This window comes from Hydrogenophaga aromaticivorans (assembly GCF_013387465.1).
GTDB lineage: Bacteria > Pseudomonadota > Gammaproteobacteria > Burkholderiales > Burkholderiaceae_C > Hydrogenophaga > Hydrogenophaga aromaticivorans.
The window spans coordinates 1-24,054 of sequence record NZ_VYGV01000016.1; the positions used below are offsets into that span (position 1 = coordinate 1).

The following is a 24,054-nucleotide window of genomic DNA, read 5'->3' on the forward strand; positions in this document are numbered from 1 at the left end:
CGTCAGCCCGCCGGGCCGACTGCTGGCCTCGAACTGCTTCCAGTGCCACGGCACCAACGGCCGGGGGCCGGGGTTCGAACGGCTCGCCGGTGAAAGCGCCGACGAGATCTACGACGAACTGCGCGAGTGTGGCAAAGCGTCGTTTGCCCGCGACCCGACCTGCGTCAGGTTCCGTGAGATGGAAGAGGCCCGCCGAAGCGCGTTGGCACAGTGAACATCTGTGCCACCAGCCGGTGCTCGCCGCCGGGCGGCAGCGTCACTACCTCGTCCGCCGCGTTGGCGGTTTCCACGCAGACAAAGCGCCGGTGGTCGCCGTCCGCCAGGTCGGCCATGCCGGCCGCCAGCGCCGCCCCCGGATTCCACACCACGGCGGTGCGGCTGCCCTCGGCGCTGATGCGCAGCGTGTGGTTTGAAGCGCCATCCACGATGTCCAGTTCGGCGGGTGCACCGGTGTAGATGCGGTCCACTTCGCCCGCGAAGCGCACCGCGCCGTGCTGCTGTGTGATCGTGCCGTGGGCGCCGGCGGCCTTGTCCAGGTAGCGGCAGCCGTCGAGCCCGTTCACGGTGGTTTGCGCCACATCGCTCACGGCGAGGTAGGTGTGCAGCGCCTGCGTGATGGCGAAGGGTGCCCCGCCCGTGTTGCGCGTGCTCAGCGACAGCCGCAGCGCGACGCCCACCGTGATCTCCAGCGCCAGCTCAAAGGCGTGGGGCCAGACGGCGCGTGTGTCGGGTGTGTCCGTCAGCGCCAGGGTGAGGCGGGTGGCGCCGTCTGGCAGGGCCGCCGTGCTGGCCACCGACCACAGGCGCGTGCGCGCCAGGCCGTGGTTGGGCCGACCCTGCGCTTGCGGGTCGGCGCCGAACCAGGGCCAGCACACCGGCACGCCGCCCCGGATCGCCTTGCCGGTCTGGTACGTGGCTTGTTCGCTCACGAACAGCAGGTCGCTGACGGCCTCGTGCGGCCGGAACCGCAAGACCTGGCCGCCATAGACCGACACCTGCGCCTCGGCGTGCCCGTTGTGGATGTGAACGAAAGGTAGGCCACCCGGCCCAGCGACAAAGCGCAGCTGGCCGGGCAGCCCGTGGCGGGCGTTCAGGGTGTCGAGAAGGGCGGTGTCGGGTGCGTCCATGGCCCCGACTGTAGCGGGCCGCCCGCCGAGGGCCGGTGCCGCCTCAGGTGCGGCGGCCCGTGGGGCGGACGGCGGCCTTCCAGTAACCGAACTCGTCCTCGTGCACGTCGATGTCCAGCTCTTGCGTCCGGGCCAGCATGCGCTCCTGGGCATCGGCCACCGCCCGGTTGTAGACGCAGGGGCCGATCTCTTTCAGGAAGAAGTTCAGCAAGCCGCCCGCGGCCACGTTGCCGATGGGCTCGTCCATGTGTTCGCGGAAATAGCGTTCGATGGAGCTGATCGCCTGCTGGCGGGCTTCTCTGGAGAGTTCGATGGACATGGCCGGGCCTGGAAATGCGGGTGGGATGCCCCTGCGCCCGGCGAGCCGGGTGGTTCACGCAGCGTCTTCGGGCTCCCAGGCCCGCAGGGCCCGGAGCAGGGGGGTCTTCTTGGTCTGGTGACCGGCCATCCGCCGCAGGATGTCGTCCAGCATGTGGATGGCCTCTGCAATGTAAGGCCCTTTGTTCAGCATCACGCACTCGGCGCGCACGCCCATGCTGGCATCGGAGATTTCTGCGCGCGAGGGCACACCGGTCTTGGCCAGGGTCTCCAGCACCTGGGTGGCCCAGATGACGGGCATGTGCGCGGCCTCCGCACACCAGAGCATTTCTTCCTGCACCTCGGCCAGGCGTTCGTAGCCGCACTCCACGGCGAGGTCGCCGCGCGCGATCATCACCCCCGCGCAGGGCGCCGCCATGGCGGCCAGCAGCAGCTCGGGCAGGTTCTCGAAGCCCTGCAGGGTTTCGATCTTCAGGATCACGCCCACCTGGGGTGCCCGCAGCTGCTGCAGCGCCTGCAGCAGCTGGTGGACGTCGTCCGGTTGCTGGGCGAAAGACAGGCCGACCAGGTCGGCGACCTGGGCCACCGTCTGCAGGTCTTCCAGATCCTTGTCCGTCAGCGCGGGCAGGGCGAGCTGGCTGTCGGGAAAATTGATGCCCTTGTCGGCCATCAGCTGTTCGCCGCCCGCGCGGGCCTGGACGATCTCCACCTCCAGCGCGCGCGACGATGCGCGGCGCACCACGCCGCCGATGCGGCCGTCGTCAAACCAGACCCGTTCACCGGCCCGCACCTGGCTGAAAACCTGCGGCAGGGTGCAGGGAATGCGCGGGATGGTGGCATCGCCCGCTTCGGTGTGTTCCGGCGCTTCGCCATCCAGCTGGACCCGGTCGCCCCGGTGCAGGCGAAGGGCGCCCGGCAAGGCGGGAATGCCCTCGGGATACACCGTGTGCAGCTTGTGACCGCGCGGGCTTTTGCAGGTGAGCGCGGTGTCCGGCGTCAGGTAGCAGGTCTCCAGGCACTCGGCGACCACGCCGTCGGCATCACACGCCACCACCAGCCAGCGCCGTTTCTTGCCGCGCGCGTCGGTCAGGTGGATCTGGGTGCCCACACGCAGACGGGCCAGCCAGTCCGGGTCCACCACCACCTGCGCGTCCGCGTCCGGCAGCGCGGGGGCCGCGCCATCGTGGACGAGGCGCAGGCGCGCGGCCTGGACCGCGAAACCCAGCTCGTCGCGGACCGGCTTGAGCTTGAGCACCGGGGTACGCGGCGCGATGGCTCCGGTGCGGATCTTCGGGCCACCCAGGTCCATGAGGATCTGGATGTCGCGCTGCGCGCGCTTGGCCGCGCGGCGAACCAGCCGGGCCATGGCTTTCCAGGCGGTGGCGTCGTCGTGCGCGCAATTGATGCGCGCCACGTCCATGCCCGCCTGCACGAGCCGGCGCACCAGGGCCGGGTCGGTCGCCGCTTCGCTGGGCAGGGTCACCATGATGCGCACGTGACGATCGCGCACGGCGGGGCCCAGCAGCATGTCGGTGTGGCGTTGCAGCAGGAGCGGGCCGGTGACGCTGCCCGCGGGCTCTTCCGGGGAAAGTTCTTGCCAGGCTTGTCCGGTGAGCCGGTGCAGGATGCCCAGCACCTTGTCCACATTGGCCAGCACGTGGGACTCCGAGCGGCCCAGCGACGACACCCCCAGCCAGGCCAGCTGGCTTTGCAGGCCGCGCAGATCGGTGGCCCGCATCGCCAGGAAATGCACCAGATTGCGCGCGCTGTCCCGCTGGTGGGCGCCCGCCCGTTCGATGGCCAGGGCGTAGCGGTGTTCGGCGGCCAGCATCGACTTTCTCAGCGCCCACAAGCGCTGAATCAGCGCCAGGCACACGTCCATGTTCCAGGGGTGGTCGCTGGCGGACGGCGGCGTGGAACGGGCGGGGGTGTGATCGACGAGCATGCCCCTTTGTATGTCAACGTCATGTCAAAGACATGACGCCGCGGGACGCAACGCGGATCACCCGTTCTGCCGCAGTGCCCGCCGGTACTGCACAGCCTCGGCCACATGCCCCACACCCACCGTGTCCGCCTCGGCGAGGTCGGCGATGGTGCGCGCTACGCGCAGCGCGCGGTGGGTGCTGCGCGCGCTCCAGCCCAGGCGGGCGGCGGCGGTGTTGAGGAACTTGAGGGCCGCGGCATCGGCCAGGATGTGCTGGTCCAGCGCCTGGCCGGCCAGCGCCTGGTTGGTGCAGCCCTGCCGGACCTGGGCGCGCTCGCGCGCAGCCACCACACGCTCGCGCACGGCGTCGCTCGGTTCGCCGGCCACGCCGTGCAGGAGATCGTTCGGCGGCAGGGCGGGCACCTCGACGTGCAGATCGATGCGGTCCAGCAACGGGCCGCTGAGCTTGCCCTGGTAGCGCGCGATCTGGTCGGGCGTGTCGCGGCAGGCGCGGGTGGGGTGGCCCAGAAAGCCGCAGGGACAGGGGTTCATGGCGGCGATCAGCTGGAAGCGCGCCGGAAACTCGCTCTGCATGGCCGCGCGCGAGATGCGGATGTGGCCGCTTTCCAGCGGTTCGCGCAGCGCCTCCAGGGCGGCCCGGGGGTATTCGGGCAGTTCATCGAGGAAGAGCACACCGTGGTGCGCGAGCGAGATTTCACCCGGCCGCGGTGGCGAGCCCCCGCCCACCAGCGCCACGGCGCTCGCCGTGTGGTGCGGTGCGCAGGTGGGGCGCTGCCCCCAGTGGTCCAGCCGAAAGCGCCCGGCGAGCGACGCCACCGCGGCGGATTCGAGCGCTTCCGACGCGCTCATCGGCGGCAGCAGGCCGGCGAAGCGCTGGGCCAGCATGCTCTTGCCCGAGCCGGGCGGCCCGACCATCAGCACGCTGTGACCGCCGGCCGCCGCGATCTCCAGCGCGCGTTTGGCCGCGGCCTGGCCCTTGACCTCCGCAAGATCGGCGTAGGCCGCGGTCTGGCCGATCTGCGTCGGAGCCAGGCGCACCCAGCCGCTGTCGTCGGGGGGCGTCTCGCCGCCCGCGGTGCCATCGGGCAGGAACTGCGCCACCACGTCCAGCAGGTGGCGGGCGCGGTACACCTTTGCCTGCGGCACCAGCGCGGCTTCTTCGGCGCTGCCGGGCGGCAGCACCAGGCGGGACGGGGCCGCCGTCGCGGCGTTGGCATCGCGGTGCAGCGCCAGGCTCATCGCCAGGGCGCCGCGCACCGGGCGCAGCTCGCCGCCCAGCGAGAGTTCGCCGGCGAATTCCCAGCCAGCCAGCCGGGCGGCGTTGATCTGACCGTTGGCGGCGAGGATGCCGAGCGCGATGGGCAGGTCGAAGCGGCCCGAGTCCTTGGGCAGATCGGCCGGGGCGAGGTTGACCGTGATGCGCTTGTTGCTGGGGAATTCGAGCCCGGCGTTGGCGATGGCCGAACGCACGCGCTCGCGCGCTTCCTTGACCTCCGTGTCAGCGAGACCCACCAGCGTGAAGCTGGGCAGGCCGTTGGCGAGGTGGACTTCCACCTGCACCGGACGGGCTTCCAGGCCCAGCAGCGCACGGCTGTGCACCAATGACAGACTCATCTGAATTTCCTCCCTGTTTCGGTGCATGGCAGCCCTGAAGCGCCTCTCCGGGCGTTGGGACTTCGATGCACAAATTTGGTGCCTTGGTTCGGTGGTGACAGCCACCCCTGTCGGCACGATCGCGCCCATCATGGCACAGGCCGCCGATCCGCCGGCCACCACGCTGGCGTTGCGCGGTGTTTTCACGACAGCGCGCTGCGCCGCGGCCCGATCCGATCGGAGCTCGGTTGGCACGGTCCGTGCTTGGGGGTGTAAGCGATTGAATCAAGACCATGGCGCTGCCATGAAACAGTCCGCATCCAAAGTGGTGTCAGCCCTCGTGGCCAGCACTGCCCGTGTCAGCCCCGGTGCATGCCTCACGGCGTGAGCACCACGTACTAGAAGAGGAATCACAGCATGAAAATGGTTTCAGCCATCATCAAGCCGTTCAAGCTGGACGAAGTGCGCGAAGCGCTTTCCAGCATGGGCGTGCAAGGCATCACCGTCACCGAAGTCAAGGGCTTCGGCCGCCAGAAGGGCCACACCGAGCTGTACCGCGGCGCGGAGTACGTGGTCGACTTCCTGCCCAAAGTGAAGATCGAAGCCGCCGTGGACGACGGCCTCGTGGACCGCGTGATCGAAGCGATCGAAGGCGCCGCACGCACCGGCAAGATCGGCGACGGCAAGATTTTCGTCACCGACCTCGAACAGGTGGTTCGCATCCGCACCGGCGAAACCGGCAAAGAAGCGCTCTGATCAACGGCCTGCACAAGAAAGATCACGAACATGAAAAAACTACTTGCAACCCTGTTGTTGGGCGTTGGACTGGCTTTTGGTGGCCTGAACGCCGTGGCCCAGACCACGACCGAAGCGCCGGCTGCTGTCGCAGCACCGGCTGCCGATGCGGCTGCTGCTCCGGCCGCGCCCGCCGCTGACGCTGCTGCCGCACCGGCTGCTGCTGTTGCCGCAGAAGCCCCGGCCGCTGCTGCCCCGGCCGAAGCGCCTGCCGCTGAGGCAGAAGCTGCCCCGGCTCCGACCCCCAACAAGGGCGATACCGCCTGGATGATGGTCTCCACCATCCTGGTCATCCTGATGGTCGTCCCTGGCCTGGCCCTGTTCTACGGCGGCCTGGTCCGCAGCAAGAACATGCTGTCGGTGCTGATGCAGGTGATGGTCACCTTCTCGATGATCGTCGTGCTGTGGGCCGTCTACGGCTACAGCCTGGCCTTCACCGAAGGCAACGCCTTCGTCGGTGGGTTTGACCGCTTGTTCCTCAAAGGCACCTGGGACAACGTTGCGGGGACCTTTGCCAACGCGGCCACCTTCAGCAAAGGTGTCGTGATCCCCGAGATCGTGTTCGCCGCCTTCCAGGCCACCTTCGCCGGCATCACCTGTGCCCTGATCGTCGGTGCCTTCGCCGAGCGCATCAAGTTCAGCGCCGTGCTGCTGTTCACCGCCATCTGGTTCACCTTCAGCTACGCCCCGATCGCCCACATGGTCTGGTTCTGGATGGGCCCTGACGCCTACTCCAGCGCCGACGTGGCTGCCGACATGACCGCCAAGGCCGGCTACATCTGGCAAATGGGCGCGCTGGACTTCGCTGGCGGTACCGTGGTGCACATCAACGCCGCTGTGGCTGGTCTGGTGGGTGCCTATATGGTTGGCAAGCGCATCGGCTACGGCAAGGAATCGATGGCACCTCACAGCCTGACGCTGACCATGGTCGGTGCCTCGCTGCTGTGGGTGGGCTGGTTCGGCTTCAACGCCGGCTCCGCCCTGGAAGCCAACGGCTTCGCCGCCCTGGCCTTCATCAACACCCTCGTCGCCACCGCCGCTGCCGTGCTCGCCTGGTGCATCGGTGAAGCCCTGCACAAAGGCAAGGCTTCCATGCTGGGTGCCGCTTCTGGTGCCGTTGCTGGCCTGGTGGCCATCACCCCCGCCGCCGGCAACGTGGGCGTGGGCGGTGCACTGATCATCGGTTTCATCGCTGGTTTCGCCTGCCTCTGGGGTGTGAACGGTCTGAAGAAGATGCTGGGCGCAGACGACTCGCTGGACGTGTTCGGCGTGCACGGCGTGGGTGGCATCGTCGGTGCCCTGCTGACCGGCGTGTTCAACTCCCCCAGCCTGGGTGGCCCGAGCGCTGTGGCCGACTGGACCACGGTGGCCATGATCGCCCCCGATGCCTACACCATCGCCGGCCAGGTCTGGATCCAGGCCAAGGCCGTGCTGATCACCATCGTGTGGTCGGGTGTGGTTTCCGTGATCGCCTTCAAGATCGTCGACCTCACCATCGGTCTGCGTGTGACCGAAGAGCAGGAACGCGAAGGTCTGGACATTTCGTCCCACGGTGAAACCGCCTACAACCGTTAAACCCTGACGGGTTCACAACGGGGCGCGCCGGATATCTCACAGGATGTCGCCACCCCGTTGTATCTGAGAGTCTCCTTTGGATGTTGACCCCGCGCTGCCGCAAGGCACGCGGGGTTTTTTTCGTTTTGCTCCGTATCATCGTGGCAGGACACCACAACATCAGGAGGAAACCATGTCCCAGGCACTGTCACGCGGGTGGACCGGTCGGATCGCGACCGGATCGCTCGTTTTTGCCTTGACGGCGATCACGCCCCTCGCGATCGCCGCGACGGGCCAGGCCCCAGGGGGCGCGGGTGGCCAGAAGGCGCCCAGCAAGGTCAGCTTCATCGACGCGCCCTCCAGTGAGAAACCCGCGGCGCGGGAAAAACGCCTCAAACGCGAATGCAAGGGCCGGCCCAACGCGGGCATGTGCCTCGGGTATACGCGGTAGTCGCCCTGCCGGGCCCTTGCGCTGCATTTGCAGCGCCGCGTGCAAAAAATTCAAAACCCGCTTCGGTGTGGCCGCTACGATGGCGGCCATGAGTTACAGCCCCACCGAATCCCCTCGCCAGTTGATCGACCAGGTGCGCGCCGCCGCGTCTGCGCGCCGGTCCCTGCGCATCATCGGTGGCGACACCAAGGCCTTTTACGGGCAGCCCGTCGCGGGTGAGCCGGTGTCCACCAGCGGGTGGACCGGCATCGTGAGCCACGAGCCGAGCGAGCTGGTGGTGACGGTGCGGGCCGGCACCCCGTTGGTCGACCTGGAAGCGGCGCTGGCCGAACAGGGCCAGTGCCTGCCGTTTGAACCACCGCGCTTTGGCCCCGCGTCCACCATCGGTGGTGCGGTCGCGGCCGGACTGGCCGGCCCGGCGCGCGCCAGTGCCGGCGGTGTGCGCGACTACGTGCTGGGCGTGCAGTTCATCGACGGCCGCGGCGAGTGGCTCACCTTCGGTGGCCAGGTGATGAAAAACGTGGCGGGTTACGACGTCAGCCGCGTGCTGGCCGGCTCGATGGGCACGCTGGGCATCCTCACCGACATCTCGCTCAAGGTGCTGCCGGTGGCACCGGCCGAAGCCACGCTCGTGTTCTCGCTGGGCCAGCACGACGCGCTGGAACAGCTGCACCGCTGGGGTGGCCAGCCGCTGCCTTTGAACGCCAGCTGCTGGGTGAAGGACCAGACCCAGCCCGACGCACCCGAGCTGCTGTTCCTGCGCCTGCGCGGCGCGGTGGCCGCGGTGGAGTCCGCCTGCGAGCGGCTGGCGCGCGAGGCAGGGGGCACCCGCATGGACAACGCCGAGACAGGCCCCGACTGGGCCGCCTGCCGGGACCAGACCTTGCCGTTCTTCAACGCGCCCGCGCCCGATCTTTGTCTGTGGCGCCTCTCCGTGCCGCAGACCGCCCCGGTCATTTCGTTGCCCTTTGCGCAACTGATCGAGTGGCACGGCGCGCAGCGCTGGCTCTGGGCACCGGCGTCTGCCGCTACCGAAATCCGCAGCGCCGCCGCGGCGGTGAACGGCCACGCCACGCTGTTCCGTGCCGGCGCCGATGGTGCCCCCGGTGTGCCTCGCTTTGACCGCCAGACAGCCGTCATCGACACCATCACGCAACGCCTGCGCGCCGAGTTCGATCCGGCAGGCATCTTCAACCCCGGCCGGATGGGCTGACCCACATGCAAACCCAGCTCTCCCCCGAATACCAGGCGCGCGCCGATGGCCGCGCCGCCGAGGCCATCCTGCGCAAGTGCGTGCACTGCGGTTTCTGCACCGCCACCTGTCCCACCTACCAGCTGCTCGGCGACGAGCTCGACGGTCCGCGCGGCCGCATCTACCTGATGAAGCAGGTGCTCGAAGGCGCCGAACCGACGCGCAAGACGCAGCTGCACCTGGACCGCTGCCTCACCTGCCGCAACTGCGAAAGCACCTGCCCCAGCGGCGTGGACTACGGCCACCTGATCGACATCGGTCGCAAGATCGTGGACGAAAAAGTGCCGCGTCCGGCGGGCGAAAAAGCGGTGCGCTGGCTGCTGAAGGAGGGCCTGCCTTCGCCGCTGTTCGGCCCGGCCATGAAGATGGGGCAACTGGTGCGTGAGCTGCTGCCGGCTTCGCTGAAGAACAAGGTGCCCGCCAGGCAGGACGCCGGGCGCTGGCCCACGCAGACCCACGCGCGCAAGGTGCTGATGCTCGCGGGTTGCGTGCAGCCGGCGATGATGCCCAACATCAACTCGGCGACCGCGCGCGTGCTCGATGCCGCCGGCATCCAGACCGTGATCGCGCCCAAGGCGGGCTGCTGCGGCGCGGTGAAGTTCCACCTGAACGACCAGGACGGCGGCATGGCACAGATGCGCGCCAACATCGACGCCTGGTGGCCGCACGTCGAGGCCGGTGTCGAGGCCATCGTGATGAACGCCTCGGGCTGCGGCGTGACGGTGAAGGAATATGGCCACATCCTGCAGCACGACGCGACCTACGCGGCCAAGGCCGCGCGCATCAGCGAGCTGACCCAGGACCTGAGCGAGCTGCTGCCCGCGCTGGTGCCGGTGTTGAAGCCCCAGCTGGCGAAGCAACCCGACGCGAAGAAGGTGATCGGCTTTCACCCGCCCTGCACCTTGCAGCACGGTCAACAATTGAAAGGCGGTGTGGAACAGCACCTGTCGGCGATGGGTTTCACGGTGATGGTGGCGAAGAACGAGGCGCACCTGTGTTGCGGCTCGGCGGGCACGTATTCGGTGCTCAACCCCACGCTCTCGTACCAGCTGCGCGACCGCAAGCTCGGCCACCTGAGCGAGCTGCAGCCGGACGTGATCACCAGCGCCAACATCGGCTGCATCACGCACCTGCAAAGCGGCACGGCCACGCCGGTGCGGCACTGGGTCGAGCTGCTGGATGAGGCGTTGGCCTGACACCGTCGGGCATTTCCGCACAGGCGCCGGCCTGTGCCCGCACCCGGCCGCCCCGGCGATACAAATAAGTAACGCCCCTGTCGCCATACAGCGATAAGCTGGGGCTGCGGTGCCATCAGCGTCTGGCGCCGTGCTCTGTGTTCACGACGCCATTGGAGATTTGACATGGGTTTCTTCAGCAACATCCTGGAAAAGTTGGGTATGAAAGAGGCCGCTGCTGCGCCCGTCATCACACCGCCCCCTGCGGCTGCGCCGGCTCCCGCCGCCGCACCCGCTCCGGTCGCCGCGGCCCCGGCCGAGCCCGTGGTCAACCCCATCGCCATGGTGGACGTGGTTGCCCTGCTGACGGAGAAGGCCGCCAAGCACCCGGAGAAGCTCAACTGGAAGACCTCCATCGTCGATCTGCTCAAGCTGCTGGGCCTGGACAGCAGCCTGGCCGCGCGCAAGGAACTGGCCAAGGAGCTGTACTGCCCCGACGACAAGATGGCCGATTCCGCCCAGATGAACATGTGGCTGCACAAGAATGTGCTGGGCCACATCGCTGCCAACGGCGGCAACATCCCGAAAGAGCTGCTCTAAGAGGCTGCGCGTTCCCGGATGATCCCCGCGCTCGCCACCCTGCTCGTGTTCCAGCTCATCGGCGAGGCGCTGGTGCGCGCGCTGGCCGCGCCGGTGCCAGGCCCGGTGGTGGGCATGGCCTTGCTGCTGCTCGCGCTGGTGCTGCGGCCTTCGCTGCTCGGCGCCATCAAGCCCACCGCCCAGACGCTGCTGCAACACCTCTCGCTGCTCTTCGTGCCCGCCGGCGTGGGTGTGATGCTGCACCTGCAGCGCCTGGGCGACGAGGCGCTGGCCATCGGCGTGGCGCTGGTGCTCAGCACGCTGGTCGGCCTGGCCAGCGCCGCGCTCACCATGGCGTGGTTGATGAAGCGCGTGACGCCATCTTCTGATCACGACCCGGCATGAACGAGGGCCTGCCACTCGCTGGTGTGGCGGCCGACCGCCTGGCCGATGTCTGGGTGTACCTCTCCGCTTCGCCGCTGCTGGGGCTCACGGTCACGCTGCTGGTCTACCACGGCGCTTTTGTGGCCTACCGCAAAAGCGGCTTCCATCCGCTGGCCAACCCGGTGGCGCTGTCGGTGATCGTGCTCGGCGCGCTGCTCTGGGCCACGGACACGCCTTACGCCACCTACTTTGAAGGTGCGCAGTTCGTGCACTTCCTGCTCGGCCCGGCCACCGTGGCCTTGTCGGTGCCGCTGTTCGAACAGCTCACGCGGGTCAGGCGCCTGTGGCTGCCCATGGCGGGTGCGCTGGTGGTGGGCACGCTGGCCGCCACGGTGACCGCCATCGGCGTGGGCTGGGCGCTCGGCGCGTCCAAGGCCACCATCGCCTCGCTCGCGCCCAAATCGGTCACCGCGCCCGTGGCCATGGGCATCGCCGAAAAGATCGGCGGCCTGCCCACGCTCACCGCCGTGCTCGTGGTGTGCACCGGCATCCTGGGAGCGGCGAGCGCGCGCTATGTGCTGGATGCGCTGCGCATCAAAGACCCGACGGTGCGCGGCTTCGCACTCGGCACCGCGGCGCACGGCATCGGCACCGCGCGGGCTTTTCTGGTGAGTGAAGAAATGGGCGCCTTCGCTGGTCTGGCGATGGGGCTCACGGCCTTGTTCAGCGCGGTGGCGCTGCCGCTGGTGGCGGGCTGGTTGCTGAACTGGATCTGATCAGATCAGCGCAGCTTCGATGTCCTTGGCCAGCTTCTCGGGCGCGTCCTGCGGTGCGTACCGCTTGATCACGGTGCCGTCCTTGCCGACCAGGAACTTGGTGAAGTTCCATTTGATGGCCTTGCTGCCCAGCAGGCCCGGGGCTTCGGCCGCGAGCCACTGGTAGAGCGGGTGGGCCTCGGGGCCGTTGACGTCGATCTTGCTCATCATGGGGAAACTGACGCCGAAATTGCGCTGGCAAAAGGTGGCTATTTCCTCGTTGCTGCCCGGGTCCTGGCTGCCAAACTGGTTGCACGGGAAGCCCAGCACCACCAGGCCACGCGGGCCGTAGGCCTGGTGCAGCTGCTCCAGACCACCGAACTGCGGCGTGAAGCCGCAGGCGCTGGCGGTGTTGACGATGAGCATCGGACGGCCGCGAAACTGCTCAAGGGCGACCGGCTTTCCGTCGATGGACAGGGCGTCGAAGTCGTAGATGGTGTGCATGGGGGCTCCTGAAAAGCAGGGCCCACTATGGCAGATCGCACACACCCTGTGCGCTGCGCGGGAACTGGATCACGTTCGCGCATCGGGGGCGCGTTAACCCCCTCAGGGTATGCATCAAAAAAGGCATACTCTTGATCAGGTAGTTCCTTTGTGTTCATTGGAGGCGTTTGAATGGCTGTTGCCTACACGGTGGCCCTGGTGGGTTTTGCGCAGAACGAGTCGGCGACCTTCGAGTCGTTTTTCCGGCTGGCCGCTCGCCGGCCGCCCGCATACACCGTTCAGGATGAGGTGATGGATGCCCAGATCCTGATCGTCAACGCCGACAACACCCAGGCACTGCACCTCGTGCGCTATGCCGAGTTGCCGGGCAAGGTGCTGCTGGTGGGGCACAACGATGGGGGCACTGGCTGGCCCCTGCAGCGCAAACCCGTCAAGCTGGTGTCGGTGCTGGCGGCGATGGATGCGCTGGTGGGTGTGAGGCAGCCGGCCGTTGCCCGCAACGGGGCCCATGCACCGGTGTCACCCCGTCAGGGCGCCGATCGTGGTTTCTCGGCCACCGAGCCGGCAGACAGCCGCAAAGGCCCCTCGGCGCCCGCTGCCCGGCTTCGGCCGCGCTCGGTTGACACCGAGTTTCCACCCACGCGGCCCATGGTGCGCAGCCGTTTGGCGCCCGTTCCTCACACGCCCCCCGCAGCGACGCCTGCCCACCCGGCGGTCGCGGCGCGCCCTTCGCGCATGCCGCGACCCGGGGTGATGGGTTTGACCGACTTCGGTGGCCTGGATGTGTTGCCCACGCTCACGGCGGTCGCCCGTTCGTCGGCCTCGCGGTCCACACGCTCCGCGGCTGAACGCAGCAAGGCGCCGGTGCCCGACGTCCAGCGGGGCGACGCGCTGCTGGTGGCTGAAAGCCTGGTCGAAGGCCGCATCCTGCACAAGCGCTTCAAGCGCTACAACCTGGCCATTGACTGGTCGCGCGAGGCCGCTCAGTCACTGGCCATGCTCAAGGCCCACCCCTATCGGCTGGTGATCATCGACCGCCTCAATGGCGAGCCCGACGCCTATCAGGTTTGTCGCAGTGCCAAGCAGCGCAAGTTGCCCAACGGGCAGAGCCCGGTGGTGGTGATGTTTGCGCCCAGTGCGGGCAGCATGGACCGCCTGAAGGCGGGTCTGGCGGGCAGCGACGCCTACCTGTCGCGCTCGGTGGGCGAGGGCGAGCTCTACAAGGTGCTGGCGCAGCACCGCTTGGTCAGCCTGGACGGCTTCGAAAAGACCAATATCAGTTTTTGATCCCCCCCGCGCCGCGCCTAAGGGCGCGTCACCCCCCAAGGGGCGGCACTGGCGGCCCGGCAAAGCCGGTTCCGCGGTGCCCTGGGATTGACTCCCCCTCGGAGCAAACAGGCTCTCTCCGGCGCGCGTGCCCTGACCCAGGATGCGGTGGAACCGGCTTTGCCGGGCCTCTCGCATCGCCCCCAGCAGGGGGGTGACGCGCCCTTAGGCGCGGCGCGGGGGGTTACCCGTGCAAATCGTCGCGGCGCGCGATTTCCATCAGGCGTTCGAGCTCGTGCGGGTGTGCGCGCTGGTTGTGCTGGTGCCACTTCATGATCAGCCACATGAAGCCCGCGACCACGAGACCAAACGCGGTGATGGCGGCGAAGGCCGACAGGCCGGCGGCCGTGGAGAAGCTGTAGAGGGCGCCGAGGCTGAGGATGCAGGCCTGTTCGTTGAAGTTCTGCACGGCGATGGAGCGGCCGGCGCCCATCAGGTTGTGGCCCCGGTGCTGCAGCAGGGCGTTCATCGGCACCACCAGGAAACCACCCAGCCCACCCAGCAGCACCAGAAACGGCGCGGCGATCCAGACGTTGTCGATGAAGTTCATGCAGATCACCAGCACGCCCATGGCAATGCCCAGGGGCATCACCCGCGTGGCCTGGTCCAGCCGCATGCGCAGCGAAGCCACCACGGCGCCCACGGCGGTGCCCAGCGCGACCACGCCCACCAGCGAAGAAGCCTGGGTGGTGCTGTAACCCAGCGCCGCGCCGGCCCAGGCCAGCACGATGTAGCGCAGGTTGCCCGAGACGCCCCAGAACAGCGTGGTGGTCGAGAGCGAGATCTGGCCCAGGTGGTCGCGCCAGAGCCGGCTGTTGCAGCGCCAGAAGTCGGGCAGCAGGGCCAGCGGGTTCTTGGGCATGTGGCGGGGTGTCACGCCCGTCAGCGGGATGCGGGTGTTGAACCAGGCCGCGAGGGCATAGACGAGCACCAGCGCGCCGATCGCCGCTTCGGCCGGGTGCGTGATGCCGGTGTGCAGCAGCGGCAGGTCGATGGCCAGCAGGCGGTCTGATATCCAGGGGGCGACCAGTTGCCCGCCCAGCAGCACGCCCAGGATGATGGAGGCGATGGTCAGGCCCTCGATCCAGCCGTTGGCCTTGACCAGTTGCGAAGGCGGCAGCAGTTCGGTGAGGATGCCGTATTTGGCGGGCGAATAGGCTGCAGCGCCCAGTCCCACCAGCGTGTAGGCCAGCAGTGGGTGCACACCCACCAGCATCAGCAGACAGCCCACCACCTTGATGGCGTTGCTGATGAACATGACCTGCCCCTTGGGTTTCGCGTCGGCAAACGCCCCCACAAAAGGCGCCAGCACCACGTAAAACAAAGCGAACAGGGGCACCAGTGCGGCACTTTGCCATTCGGGAGCGCCGCGTGTGCGCAGCAACTCGATGGCGGCCACGAACAGCGCGTTGTCAGCCAGGGAGCTGAAAAACTGCGCCGTCATGATGGTGTAGAAGCCGCGCTTCATGGGGGTGATTTTGTATGCCAGGTCAAGGTGTGCACCTGGCCCGATGCGGCTGTTTTGTGCGAAAGTCCTGCGACCGGTCTCCTGTGACGGCGGTTATAGCACGCTATTTGTGACAGTTCGTAATACGAAAGCGTGCGAATGACGCGTTCACGCTGTCTGCGCCTGCGCAGTGTCCGGTCCTGGCCCGCAAGGCCCTCTGCCAACCCAAACCCTCGACTGTCTGCCCATGCCCCGCCCGATCCTCGCCACCGTACACCCCGAAGCCTTGCGCCACAACCTGAACCAGGCCCGCGTTCGTGCGCCCGATGCCCGGGTCTGGGCGGTGGTCAAGGCCAATGCGTATGGCCACGGCATCGAGCGCTGCTTTGACGCGTTGCGTTCGGCCGACGGCTTTGCCCTGCTCGATCTGGCCGAGGCCGAACGCCTGCGCGCGCTGGACTGGCGCGGCCCCATCCTGCTGCTCGAAGGCGTGTTCGAACCGCGCGATCTGGAACTGTGCTCGCGCCTGCACCTGTGGCACGCGGTGCACTGTATCGAACAGATCGACTGGCTCGCGGCCCACAAGACGCAGGTGCCGCACCGCGTGTTCCTCAAGCTCAACAGTGGCATGAACCGCCTCGGCTTCACACCCACCGCCTTCCGCGCCGCCTGGGCGCGCCTGAACGCGCTGCCGCAGGTGGAAGAGATCTCGCTCATGACGCACTTCAGCGACGCCGACGGTCCGCGCGGCATTGCCCACCAGGTGGCCGTCTTCGAGCAGGCCACGGCCGACCTGCCGGGCGAACGCACCCTGTGCAACAGCGCGGCCCTGCTGCGCCACGCCAGCACCCCGCTGCGCGGCGACGGCGTGACGACGCTGGCCGGTGATTGGGTTCGCGAAGGCATTGCCCTGTACGGCTGCGCACCCGACTACCCGGAAAACACCGCCGCGGGCTGGGATCTGCAGCCCACGATGACCCTCGCCAGCCGGCTCATCGGCGTGCAGCAGCTGCAGCCGGGCGACACCGTGGGCTACGGCTCGGCCTTTGCCGCCGAAGCCCCCATGCGGGTGGGCGTGGTGGCCTGCGGCTACGCGGACGGTTACCCGCGCCACGCGCCCACCGGCACGCCGGTGCTGGTGGCGGGCGTGCGCACCCGGGTGCTGGGCCGCGTCAGCATGGACATGCTCGCGGTGGACCTGTCACCGCTGGACGCGGCGGGCGTGCCGGCCGAGGTCGGGACCGAGGTGGTGCTGTGGGGCCGCTCGGCTTCGGGGGCGGTGCTGGCGGCGGACGAGGTGGCGGCTTCGGCGGGCACGATCGCTTACGAGTTGTTGTGCGCGGTGGCACCGCGGGTGCCGTTTTCGCCTCCACCGTGATCGGCGTGGCCGGCTGAAAGGCTGAGGCTCTCGGCCTTTGAGGGGCAGGGCGGTCCAGGCGAAGGCGCAATATCCCTGTTTTGGGATTCGGTCGCCCTTGTACCCCTGGGGGTATGTGTGTATACTGCGACCCGTATAGGAGAAAGCCATGCCCGTCCGTTTCACCCGACCCGTTTCAAAGCCCCTCAAAACCACCGTCCTGGCGCTGGCACAGTGGCAGCCTGCCCAGCGCCGGCTCGTGCTCGGCGCCCTGTCGCTCAGCCTGCTCGCCGGAGCGGCGGTGCTGATGGCGGGGTCGGTGAGGGCGGCCGGTGAGGCGCAGGCCGTCGCCGGGCCCCAGGTGCCGGTGATGACGTTGGGCGCGCAGGCTGTGGGCGCCGGCCTGGAGCTGGACGGCAGCCTGCAGGCCGTGCGCCAGAGCGTGCTCTCGGCCCAGGCTTCGGGCCGCATCGCCACGCTGTCGGTCAAGGCCGGCGATCGTGTCCAGGCGGGTCAGGTGCTGGCCGTGATCGACGACCGTGCCACCCAGGCGGGCGTGGCGCAGGCGCAGGCGGGCTTTGCCCAGGCCGACGCCAACCTGGCCAACGCCAAGGCGGCGTACGAGCGCTCGCGCGATCTGCGCGCCCAGGGCTTCCTGGCCCAGGCCGCGCTGGACACGGCACAGGCGCAGTACAAGGCGGCCCAGGCCGCAGCAGCCGGCGCCCGCGCCGGCCAGACGCAGGCGAGCGTGGCCCAGGGCTTCACGCGCCTGACCGCTCCGTACGACGGCTGGGTGCTGCAGACGCACGCCGAAGCCGGCGGGCTGGCCCTGCCCGGCACACCGGTGCTGACGGTCTACGCGCCGCAGCCGATCCGCGCCGTGGTGCATGTGCCGGCTTCGATGCAGACGCTGGCCGAGCAGGCGCAGCGCGTCGAAGTGCAGCTGCCGGGGACCAGCCAATGGGTGGCGCCCGCGAGCAAGACCAGCCTGCCCGCAGCAGACCCGGTGTCGCAGACGGTCGAATGGCGGCTCGACCTGAGCGCGGCCGATGGCGCCAGCCAGGTGCCCGGCCGCCAGGTGCGTGTGCGCTTTGTCGGCGGCACGGCACAACCCGACAACCAGCGCCTGGTGGTGCCCGAGTCGGCGCTGCTGCGCCGCGGCGAACTCACCGGCGTGTACGTGGTGGCCACCCGCGGCGAGGGCCTGCCCGCGGGCTTCGCACTGCGCGCGGTGCGCACCGGCGCCACGCACGGCGCTACGGGTGTCGAGGTCCTGGCTGGCCTGAAAGCCGGTGACCGCGTGGCGCTGGATCCGGTGCGCGCCGGTCTGGCCGGTGCCCAGCCTGCTGCGAAATAAGGGGCCAGCATGAGCCACCCCAACGATGCATCCATGCCAGAGAAGCTTGGCTTCTCGGGTTCCGTGGCGCGGGCCTTCCAGTCCAACGCCATCACGCCGCTGCTGGCGCTGGTCGCGCTGCTGCTGGGCCTGTTCGCCGTGCTGGTCACGCCGCGCGAGGAAGAGCCGCAGATCAACGTGACCATGGCCAACGTGATCATCCCCTTCCCGGGTGCGTCCAGCGCCGACGTGGAGAAGATGGTCGCCGCGCCGGCCGAACATGTGCTCTCGCAGATCCAGGGCATCGAACACAGCTACTCGGTGGCGCGCCCCGGCGTCGCGGTGCTCACGGTGCAGTTCAAGGTGGGTGTGCCGCGCACGGAGGCGCTGGTGCGCCTGTACGACGTGCTCAACGCCAACCAGGACTGGCTGCCCCAAGGCCTGGGTGTGCTGACGCCGATCGTCAAGCCCAAGGGCATTGACGACGTGCCGGTGCTCGCCGCCACGCTGTGGACAAAAGACGCGCAGAGCGCGATGGATCTGGAGCGGGTGGCTCACGCGGTCGAGACCGAACTCAAGCGCGTGCCCGGCACACGCGAGGTGGTCACCATCGGTGGCCCGGGCCGCGCGGTGCATGTGTGGCTGGAGCCCGCCAAGCTGCGCGAGCGCGGCGTGAGCGTGCAGGCGCTGCAGGGCGCGATTGCCTCGGCCAACCAGGCCATGCCCTCGGGCTCGGTGATCAACCCCAGCCCCGCGCCGGGCGAGCCGGGCATGCTGTCGGTGGAAACTGGCGAGTTCCTGCAGAACGCCAAAGACGTGGGCGACATCGTGGTCGGCGTCAGCAATGGCCGCCCGATCTACCTGCGCGAGGTCGCGCGCGTGGAAGCCGGCGCCCAGTTGCCGCAGCGTTACGTGTGGTTCACGCCCGGCGCCGCCGATGCGGCCCACGCCGGTCAACAGGGCCAGAACCACCCGGCCGTGACCATCACCGTGACCAAGAAGCCCGGTGAGAACGCGGTGGACGTGGCCGCTGGCGTGCGCGAGCGGCTGGACAACCTGAAGAACACCGTGATCCCGGACGACGTGGAAGTCGCCATCACGCGCGACTACGGCGAAACCGCCGCCGCCAAGGCCAACAAGCTGATCCAGAAGCTGATCTTTGCCACCGGCAGCGTGATCATCCTGGTGGGTCTGGCGCTGGGCCGGCGCGAGGCGGTGATCGTCGGCGCGGCCGTGATCCTCACGCTCACGGCCACGCTGTTCGCCAGCTGGGCTTGGGGCTTCACGCTCAACCGCGTCTCGCTGTTCGCGCTGATCTTCTCCATCGGCATCCTGGTCGACGACGCCATCGTGGTGGTGGAAAACATCCACCGCCACCGCATGCTCACGCCCGACGTGCCGCTCTCCGTGATCATCCCGCGCGCGATCGACGAAGTGGGCGGCCCCACCATCCTCGCCACCTTCACCGTGATCGCGGCGCTGCTGCCCATGGCCTTCGTGAGTGGCCTGATGGGCCCGTACATGAGCCCGATCCCGATCAACGCCAGCATGGGCATGGCGATCTCGCTGGCGATTGCCTTCACCGTCACGCCCTGGCTCGCGCTCAAGCTGACGAAAACGGGCGAAGGCCACGCCGCCCACGGCCCGGGCAAGATCACGCGCACGCTGCAGAATTTCTTCACCCGCACGCTCACGCCGCTGCTGCAGAGCGCGAAGAAGCGCTGGCTGCTGGCTGCCGGCATCGCCGGGGCGCTGCTGCTCTCGGTGAGCCTGGCGCTGGTGCCCAACTCGTTCGTGGGTGTGGTGCTGAAGATGCTGCCGTTTGACAACAAGAGCGAGTACCAGGTGGTGGTGGACATGCCCGCCGGCACACCGCTCGAAAGCACCACCGCCGCGCTGCAGGAAATGACGGCCTACCTCGCCGCACAGCCCGAAGTCGCCAACGTGCAGGGCTACGCCGGCACCGCCAGCCCGATCACCTTCAACGGCCTGGTGCGCCAGTACTACCTGCGCGCCGAAGCCGAAGGCGGCGACCTGCAGGTCAACCTGATCGACGCGCACGCCCGCAGCGAGCAGAGCCACGCCATCGCGCAGCGCCACCGCCCCGAGCTGGAGCAGATCGCAGCCCGTCATGGCGCGCGCGTCAAGGTGGTGGAAGTGCCGCCCGGCCCGCCGGTGATGTCGCCCATCGTGGCCGAGGTTTACGGCCCCGACCAGGAAGGCCGCGCCGAACTCGCCTTGCGGGTGGCCGAGGCCTACAAGGCCACGCCCGATATCGTGGGCGTGGACACCTCGCTCAAAGAACACGCGCCACGCGCCTTCCTGCGGATCCAGCGCCAGCGTGCCGAATCGCTCGGTATTCCGGTGCAGGTGATCGCGCAGACCGTCTACGCCGCGCTGTCCGGTTCGGACGCCGCCTACCTGCACGACGGCCACGCCAAGTTCGCCGTGCCGGTGCGGCTGCAACTGCCGCGGGACCAGCAGGTGGGTCTGGACGCGCTGCTGGCGCTGCCCCTGAAGGCGGCCAACGGGGCCATGGTGCCGCTGTCCGAGCTGGTGACGGTGGAACGCGGCGTGATCGACCAGCCGCGTTACACCAAAGACATGTTGCCCGTGACCTACGTGTTCGGTGACATGGCCGGCTCGCTCGACTCGCCGCTCTACGGCCTGTTCGGCATCCGCTCGTCCATGGACAAGGCCGCGCTGCCCAACACCGGTGAACTGGGCGAGTACTGGATCAGCCAGCCCAAGGACCCGTACCGCCAGTACGCGGTGAAGTGGGACGGCGAGTGGCAGATCACGTACGAGACCTTCCGCGACATGGGCGCCGCCTACGGCGTCGGCCTGATCCTGATCTACCTGCTGGTGGTGGCGCAGTTCAAGAGCTACCTCACGCCGCTGATCATCATGGCGCCGATCCCGTTGACCATCATCGGCGTGATGCCGGGCCACGCGCTGCTGAACGCGCAGTACACCGCCACCAGCATGATCGGCATGATCGCGCTGGCCGGCATCATCGTGCGCAACTCCATCCTGCTGGTGGACTTCATCGAGCTGGAAACCCAGCGTGGTGTGCCCTTTGCCGAGGCCGTGGTGCAGTCCGCTGCGGTGCGCGCACAGCCGATCGCGTTGACCGGCCTGGCCGCCATGATGGGCGCCTTCTTCATCCTCGACGACCCGATCTTCAACGGCCTGGCCGTATCGCTGATCTTCGGCATCGCGGTGTCGACCTTGCTCACGCTTGTCGTGATCCCGGTCTTGTATTACGCGGTGTACCGCCGCAAATACGAAGCGCTGGCGACCACTGCCACCTGACCTCTTTCCAACCTGTTTTCTTAGGAGTTTGAAATGACCGTTGAACGTTACATCCGCATCATGGCCGGCTTTGTTGTCATGTTGTCGCTGGCCCTGGGCTACGCGGGCAGCCCGATCTTTGTCAGCGAGTGGTTCCTCGCGCTGACCGCCTTCGCTGGCTTCAACCTGTTCCAGTCCGGCATCACCGGCTTCTGCCCGCCCGGCATCCTGTTCAAGAAGCTGGGTGTGCCCGAGGGCAACGGTTCCTGCTCCGGCGGTAAGTGCAACTGATGCCCCCAAGCGTCTTCTCCCCTACGGGGAGAATCCGGGGCTCCGCCGCTGCGCGGGTCGCTGCCCCCCGTGGGGGCTGATCCGCCTTGGGGCGGCCCGGCGGCGGATCGTTTTTTCTCCGACCACTGAATCCAGGTAAACCATGTCCAGTCCCACCCCCCTGAAATTCCTCATGCCCGGCTGGTTCGCACTGGTCATGGGCCTGTGCGGCCTGGCGCTGGCCTGGCACCGCGCGCACGGCGTGCTGGGTGACATGGCCAGCGGCGTGGCGCTGGTGATCGGCGCGCTCGCGCTGCTGGTGTTCCTGGTGTTGCTGGTGGCTTCGCTGCTGCGCATCTCGCGCTACCCTGCCGCGCTGGCCGAAGACCTCAAGCACCCGGTGCGCCACGCCTTTGTGGCCGCGTTCCCGGTGTCGCTGCTGCTGCTGGCCACCGTGGGCGTGGCGCTGGGGGGTGCCGAGGGCGGCCTGGCCCCGCTCTGGCGCGTGCTCTGGTGGGCGGGCAGCCTCTCCCAGCTCTGGGCCACGCTGTGGGTGCTGAGCCGCTGGATCTCACCGGCCGCCGCGGCCCAGCCCGGCCAGGGCCCGGGAAACACGGGGCTGTGGCCCTCGGTCACGCCGGTGCTGCTGATCCCGGTGGTGGGCAACGTGCTCGCGCCGCTGGCGGGTCTGCCGCTGGGCATCGACGGCTGGTCGGCCGCGCAGATGGGCATCGGCGTGTTCTTCTGGCCGGTCGTGCTGACCCTGGTGCTGGCCCGGCGCCTCGCCCACAGCCCGCTGCCCGAGCGCGTGTTGCCGGCCTGGTTCATCACCATCGCGCCGCCCGCGGTGATCGGCCTGGTGCTGATCCAGATGCAGGCGCCGGTGGCGGCGGTGCAGGCGCTCTGGGGCGTGGCGCTGTTCTTCGTGCTGTGGCTGCTGCCGGTCGTGCGCCGCATCGCCGGCCAGCCTTTTGGCGTGCCGTTCTGGGCGCTGTCGTTCCCGTTCGCCGCCTTCACCACGCTCACCCTGCGCCTGGCCGAGCTGCAGCCCGACAGCGCCTGGCACGGCGTGCTGCAGAACGCCGGCGTGCTGCTGCTCGCGTCCACCACCATGATCGTGCTCTGGCTCAGCTTTGCCACCGTGCGCGGCCTGCGCGAAGGCTCGCTGCTGGCGCCCGAACCGGTGGCCAACATCATTCCGGTTTCGACCTGAAGCCGTTCGACCATGACCGACGCCGCCGTCCCGCCACAGCCGCTGGCCGCTGACCGCAAGGCCGAGCTCATGCACCGCCTGCGCCGTGCCGAGGGTCAGGTGCGTGGTCTGCAGAAGCTGCTGGAAGACGGCGCCGATTGCACCAAGATCGCCCAGCAGCTGCTGGCCACGCGCCACGCGCTCGACAGCACCTACGTGCGCCTGAACCTGTCCGTGGCCGAGCACGAGCTGGCCCATCCGGCGGGCGACATCGCTGACGCCAAGTCGGTCAGCGACGTGCTCGATCGCCTGCAGGCGCGGCTCGGGCGTTCGCGGTAGAAGAAACACCCCCGCCGCGCTGCGCGCGACCCCCTCCTGGGGGCGATGCGATGCGGCTCGGCAAAGCCGGTTCCGCCGCATCCTGGGGTGGGCATTTCTCGCCGGAGGAAGCTCCCCGCAACCCCGCCATGCGGCGCGCGACCCCTCAAGGGAGGCCTTTTTGCTCCGGTGGCTGCCCGCGTGGCCGGGTGCGGAGCACGGTTCTCGCCGGACAGTTTTGCCCGCCATGCAGGCAATCGAACGCGGGTCGCCCGGAATAATCGGCGCATGGACTATCTCGCCGCTTCGCCTCTGCTCGCTGCCGCCGCGTTCGCCGCGGGCGTGCTCAACGCCATCGCCGGCGGTGGCAGTTTCCTCACCTTTCCCGCCCTGGTGTTCACCGGCGTGCCGCCCATCGTGGCCAACGCCACCAGCGCGCTCGCGGTCAGCCCCGGTTACCTGGGCAGCACGCTCGGCTTCAAAGCCGAACTGCGCGAGCTGCCGGCCCGGCGCTTGCGGCGCGAGATGCTGATCTCGGCCCTGGGGGGCATCGGTGGCGCCCTGTTGCTGCTGGTCACGCCCGCGAAGGTGTTTTCGGGCATCGTGCCCTGGCTGCTGCTGTTCGCCACGGCGCTGTTTGCCGCCGGTCCGGCGATCGCCCGGCGGGCGCAGGCGGCATCGGCCGAAGGGCACGGCCTGGCCCGCTGGCGCGAACCGGCGCTGGCCGTGGTCGCGGTGTACGGTGGCTATTTCAACGGCGGCCTGGGCATCCTGCTCATGGCGCTCTACACCGTGGCCGGCGAGACGCGGCTGAACACGGTCAACGCGCTGAAGAACCTGAACTCGCTGGTGCTGTCGTGGTTGTCGGTGGCGGCCTTCGTGATCGCCGGTGCGATTGCGTGGAAAGCCGGGCTGTTGATGATGGTGGCGGCGACCGCGGGCGGCTTCTTCGGCGCCCGCTGGTCCAAACGCCTGCCCGCGGCCTGGGTGCGCCGCGGCGTGATCGTCACCGGGCTGGTGATGAGCGCCCTGTTTTTCTGGAAGAGCTGAACGGCTCGGTGAGGCCGCCCAGCGAGGTCGAT

23 protein-coding genes are annotated in these 24,054 nt (G+C 68.7%); 17 read left to right on the top strand and 6 right to left on the bottom strand.

Annotated features, from left to right (window positions below):
- On the top strand, nucleotides 1–214 hold a 214-nt coding region (locus tag F3K02_RS27320; protein ID WP_425485618.1), incomplete at its 5' end, for a c-type cytochrome.
- Here F3K02_RS27320 and F3K02_RS16860 read toward each other — a convergent pair.
- The 4 genes from F3K02_RS16860 to F3K02_RS16875 are packed head-to-tail and all read right to left on the bottom strand — an operon-like array spanning nucleotide 165 to nucleotide 5,004.
- Nucleotides 165–1,127, bottom strand: a complete 963-nt coding sequence (locus F3K02_RS16860) for a D-hexose-6-phosphate mutarotase (protein ID WP_177136801.1) — start codon at nucleotides 1,125–1,127, stop codon at nucleotides 165–167. The genes F3K02_RS27320 and F3K02_RS16860 overlap by 50 nt on opposite strands.
- Nucleotides 1,128–1,170: 43 nt before the next feature.
- On the bottom strand, nucleotides 1,171–1,446 hold the full coding sequence (locus tag F3K02_RS16865; RefSeq protein WP_177136802.1) for a DUF2164 domain-containing protein: 276 nt from the start codon (nucleotides 1,444–1,446) through the stop codon (nucleotides 1,171–1,173).
- 54 nt (nucleotides 1,447–1,500) lie between these two features.
- The gene (locus F3K02_RS16870; RefSeq protein WP_177136803.1) at nucleotides 1,501–3,390 is read right to left on the bottom strand and encodes a pyruvate kinase; all 1,890 of its coding nucleotides are present in this window, start codon (nucleotides 3,388–3,390) and stop codon (nucleotides 1,501–1,503) included.
- 57 nt (nucleotides 3,391–3,447) lie between these two features.
- Nucleotides 3,448–5,004, bottom strand: coding sequence for a YifB family Mg chelatase-like AAA ATPase (locus tag F3K02_RS16875; RefSeq protein ID WP_177136804.1), 1,557 nt, complete (start codon nucleotides 5,002–5,004; stop codon nucleotides 3,448–3,450).
- A 396-nt stretch (nucleotides 5,005–5,400) separates the two neighbouring features.
- Here F3K02_RS16875 and F3K02_RS16880 point away from each other — a divergent pair, with 396 nt between their 5' ends.
- From F3K02_RS16880 to F3K02_RS16915, 8 genes are all read left to right on the top strand, one after another.
- Entirely contained in the window at nucleotides 5,401–5,739 is a 339-nt protein-coding gene (locus F3K02_RS16880; protein WP_177136805.1) for a P-II family nitrogen regulator, read from the top strand.
- Between the two features lie 30 nt (nucleotides 5,740–5,769).
- On the top strand, nucleotides 5,770–7,353 hold the full coding sequence (amt, locus tag F3K02_RS16885; RefSeq protein ID WP_177136806.1) for an ammonium transporter: 1,584 nt from the start codon (nucleotides 5,770–5,772) through the stop codon (nucleotides 7,351–7,353).
- A gap of 172 nt (nucleotides 7,354–7,525) precedes the next feature.
- Nucleotides 7,526–7,783 (top strand): hypothetical protein, encoded by a 258-nt coding sequence (locus tag F3K02_RS16890; RefSeq protein ID WP_177136807.1) that lies wholly within the window; start codon nucleotides 7,526–7,528, stop codon nucleotides 7,781–7,783.
- 88 nt (nucleotides 7,784–7,871) lie between these two features.
- Nucleotides 7,872–8,996, top strand: a complete 1,125-nt coding sequence (glcE, locus tag F3K02_RS16895) for a glycolate oxidase subunit GlcE (protein WP_177136808.1) — start codon at nucleotides 7,872–7,874, stop codon at nucleotides 8,994–8,996.
- Nucleotides 8,997–9,001: 5 nt separating this feature from the next.
- Complete coding sequence (gene glcF / locus F3K02_RS16900) at nucleotides 9,002–10,231, top strand: glycolate oxidase subunit GlcF (protein ID WP_177136809.1); 1,230 nt, start codon at nucleotides 9,002–9,004, stop codon at nucleotides 10,229–10,231.
- Between the two features lie 165 nt (nucleotides 10,232–10,396).
- On the top strand, nucleotides 10,397–10,810 hold the full coding sequence (locus F3K02_RS16905) for a DUF3597 domain-containing protein (protein WP_177136810.1): 414 nt from the start codon (nucleotides 10,397–10,399) through the stop codon (nucleotides 10,808–10,810).
- An 18-nt stretch (nucleotides 10,811–10,828) separates the two neighbouring features.
- On the top strand, nucleotides 10,829–11,194 hold the full coding sequence (locus F3K02_RS16910) for a CidA/LrgA family protein (protein ID WP_177136811.1): 366 nt from the start codon (nucleotides 10,829–10,831) through the stop codon (nucleotides 11,192–11,194).
- A complete protein-coding gene (locus F3K02_RS16915; protein WP_177136812.1) occupies nucleotides 11,191–11,949 on the top strand; it encodes an LrgB family protein in 759 nt (252 codons plus the stop codon). Before F3K02_RS16910 ends, F3K02_RS16915 begins: the two co-directional genes overlap by 4 nt.
- Here the strand turns inward: F3K02_RS16915 and F3K02_RS16920 are convergent, their stop codons facing one another.
- On the bottom strand, nucleotides 11,950–12,432 hold the full coding sequence (locus F3K02_RS16920; RefSeq protein ID WP_177136813.1) for a glutathione peroxidase: 483 nt from the start codon (nucleotides 12,430–12,432) through the stop codon (nucleotides 11,950–11,952).
- A 171-nt stretch (nucleotides 12,433–12,603) separates the two neighbouring features.
- On the opposite strand from F3K02_RS16920, the gene F3K02_RS16925 reads away from it, so the two are divergent.
- Nucleotides 12,604–13,719, top strand: coding sequence for a PleD family two-component system response regulator (locus F3K02_RS16925; protein WP_177136814.1), 1,116 nt, complete (start codon nucleotides 12,604–12,606; stop codon nucleotides 13,717–13,719).
- A gap of 223 nt (nucleotides 13,720–13,942) precedes the next feature.
- On the opposite strand, the gene lplT is transcribed toward F3K02_RS16925, so the two are convergent.
- Nucleotides 13,943–15,226 (bottom strand): lysophospholipid transporter LplT, encoded by a 1,284-nt coding sequence (lplT, locus tag F3K02_RS16930; RefSeq protein WP_177136815.1) that lies wholly within the window; start codon nucleotides 15,224–15,226, stop codon nucleotides 13,943–13,945.
- A 226-nt stretch (nucleotides 15,227–15,452) separates the two neighbouring features.
- Here lplT and alr point away from each other — a divergent pair, with 226 nt between their 5' ends.
- The 7 genes from alr (at nucleotide 15,453) to F3K02_RS16965 (ending at nucleotide 24,022) form a co-directional block, all read left to right on the top strand.
- A complete protein-coding gene (gene alr, locus F3K02_RS16935; RefSeq protein ID WP_177136816.1) occupies nucleotides 15,453–16,583 on the top strand; it encodes an alanine racemase in 1,131 nt (376 codons plus the stop codon).
- 148 nt (nucleotides 16,584–16,731) lie between these two features.
- On the top strand, nucleotides 16,732–17,919 hold the full coding sequence (locus F3K02_RS16940) for an efflux RND transporter periplasmic adaptor subunit (protein WP_177136817.1): 1,188 nt from the start codon (nucleotides 16,732–16,734) through the stop codon (nucleotides 17,917–17,919).
- Nucleotides 17,920–17,928: 9 nt separating this feature from the next.
- Nucleotides 17,929–21,213: an efflux RND transporter permease subunit gene (locus tag F3K02_RS16945; RefSeq protein WP_425485619.1), complete on the top strand. Its 3,285-nt coding sequence runs from the start codon at nucleotides 17,929–17,931 to the stop codon at nucleotides 21,211–21,213.
- Nucleotides 21,214–21,246: 33 nt separating this feature from the next.
- Nucleotides 21,247–21,483: a YgaP family membrane protein gene (locus tag F3K02_RS16950; protein WP_177136818.1), complete on the top strand. Its 237-nt coding sequence runs from the start codon at nucleotides 21,247–21,249 to the stop codon at nucleotides 21,481–21,483.
- A 142-nt stretch (nucleotides 21,484–21,625) separates the two neighbouring features.
- Entirely contained in the window at nucleotides 21,626–22,675 is a 1,050-nt protein-coding gene (locus F3K02_RS16955; protein WP_177136819.1) for an SLAC1 anion channel family protein, read from the top strand.
- Between the two features lie 12 nt (nucleotides 22,676–22,687).
- Complete coding sequence (locus F3K02_RS16960) at nucleotides 22,688–22,993, top strand: metal-sensitive transcriptional regulator (protein WP_177136820.1); 306 nt, start codon at nucleotides 22,688–22,690, stop codon at nucleotides 22,991–22,993.
- Between the two features lie 267 nt (nucleotides 22,994–23,260).
- A complete protein-coding gene (locus tag F3K02_RS16965) occupies nucleotides 23,261–24,022 on the top strand; it encodes a sulfite exporter TauE/SafE family protein (RefSeq protein WP_177136821.1) in 762 nt (253 codons plus the stop codon).
- Nucleotides 24,023–24,054 lie beyond the last annotated feature (32 nt).